At 75.8% G+C, this 1,755-nt stretch carries 2 protein-coding genes; one reads left to right on the top strand and one right to left on the bottom strand.

Annotation, left to right across the window (positions count from 1 at the left end; all coding sequences use genetic code 11):
- Window positions 1–947: Ldh family oxidoreductase (locus tag ROTAS13_RS24075; protein ID WP_075823627.1), on the bottom strand; the 947-nt coding region annotated here is incomplete at its 3' end.
- Window positions 948–1,362: 415 nt separating this feature from the next.
- Here ROTAS13_RS24075 and ROTAS13_RS24070 point away from each other — a divergent pair.
- On the top strand, window positions 1,363–1,755 hold a 393-nt coding region (locus ROTAS13_RS24070), incomplete at its 3' end, for a hypothetical protein (RefSeq protein ID WP_139323555.1).

The following is a 1,755-nucleotide window of genomic DNA, read 5'->3' as shown; positions in this document are numbered from 1 at the left end:
GCCTCGCCGGGCAGGCGCACCGGGCCGAAGCCCGGGCGCGGCGGGCTGGCGCGGCAGTTGCCGGTGATCGCGTCGGCCTGCCGGGTGAAGGCGTCCAGCCCGGCGAAGGCGCCGGGGTCGATCACCTGGAGGAAGACGGCGTTCGACATGCCCGGCGCCCCGTCGGCGCGGCCATGGCCGGACAGGCCCTGGCTCAGCGCCTCGGCGGTCAGGGCCCAGCCATAGCCTTTCTGTCCGTGGTCCTGGCCGCCTGCCGGCAGGACCGTGCCGCCGCGCTGGACCACGGTGGGGTCCTCCGTCACCTGCCCCTCCGCATCCATCAGCCAGGGACGTTCGTAGCGCCGTCCCTCGCGGATCAGGCGCAGCGCCATGTTGTTGGTGGTGATGGAGGCGCTGACATCGATCATCACCGGGTCGCCGCCGGTCGGGAAGCCGAAGGCGAAGGGGGCGGGGGAGAGCGTGCCCTTCACCCCGCCGAAGGGTGCCACCGAGGCCGCGCCGGGCGCCGAGGAATGGATCGAGAGCACCAGCCCCCGTTCCGCCACGCGCTGCAGATAGGCGGCGAGGCAGCCGGTGTGGTGGCAGTCGCCGATGGCGATGCTGGCGATGCCGAATTGCGCCACGCGTTCATAGGCGGCCTCCAGCGCCCGCAGCACCAGCCAGGCGCCCGGCAGCCGCCTGCCCCGCCAGGCCATCGCCGCGCCCCGGTCGGAAAGGATCTCCGGCTCGCCCCGCAGGGCCATGGTCCCGGCCTCGATCTCGCCCAGGTAGCGCGCCGCCAGTTCCAGCCCGTGCGTGTCGTGGCCGAGCATGTCGGCCTCGACCAGGATATCGGCGACGGCCCCGGCCTTGTCCGCCTCCATGCCCGCCGCGCCGAAGAGTTGGGCGGCGAAGGCGCGCAGCGCCTCGGGCCGGTGGCGCGGGGCGATGGATGCGGACGCGCTCACGCCTGCGCCCCGGTGGAGGTGGCCGGGGCGGGGAGGGGGGTGTCGGTCTTCATGCGCGGATGTTCCTTCCTGACCTGTTGTTCCGGGGTCCCGGGGACGGGGCCCCGAGGGCGGGGCTCTGCGGGACAGCCTGCCACGGTCCGCGCCGCTCCGGCACCGGGCCCGCCGCGGGGAGGGCCTTTGCGGTGAGCGGCGAAGGGGAGGGCGGACCGGGAGAGCGCCCCCCCGACCCGCCGCCATACGGACTCGCCTCGCGGGCCGGTTTCGCCCTACAGCCATCGCCGCCGGCTCCCGCGCGCCGGGAATCGCGGTGCCGGAATGGCGCCGCCCGCCGCATGATCCGCGTCCGGGCTCCGCGCGCCCGGCCCGGTGCCCCCCGGCACCGCGTTTCCTGGAGCCCGGTTCCCCAAGCCCCATGCGCCTGCGCCGCCATTTCCGCTGGACCCGCTCCTTCGCCCCGCGCGCCGCGCTGCTGATCGCCGCGGTGGTGATGCTCGCCTCCGGCCTGGGCGCCGGCTGGGGCTGGCTGCGTGCCCAGGCGGCGCTGAACCAGCAGCTCGACCTGATCCTGGCCGCCGAGGCCGAGGGGTTCCTGCGCGAATACGAGGCTGGCGGCCTGTCCGGCCTCGCCACCGTGGCGCAGTCCTATGTCCGCCGCAGCGGCCCGCTGCGTGTGCAACTGCAGACCGCCGATGGCCGCCCCCTGCTGGGCGACCTGCCCGGCGTGCCGCCCGGCCTGCGCGGCTTCGCCACGTTGCGGGGGCAGGACGGCACCCGGCTGCGGGCCCTGGGCACCGTGCTGCAGGGC

This window comes from Roseomonas sp. TAS13 (assembly GCF_001950415.1).
GTDB classification, from domain to species: Bacteria; Pseudomonadota; Alphaproteobacteria; order Acetobacterales; family Acetobacteraceae; genus Roseomonas; species Roseomonas mucosa.
This window is presented reverse-complemented; position numbering and strand designations above follow the sequence as displayed.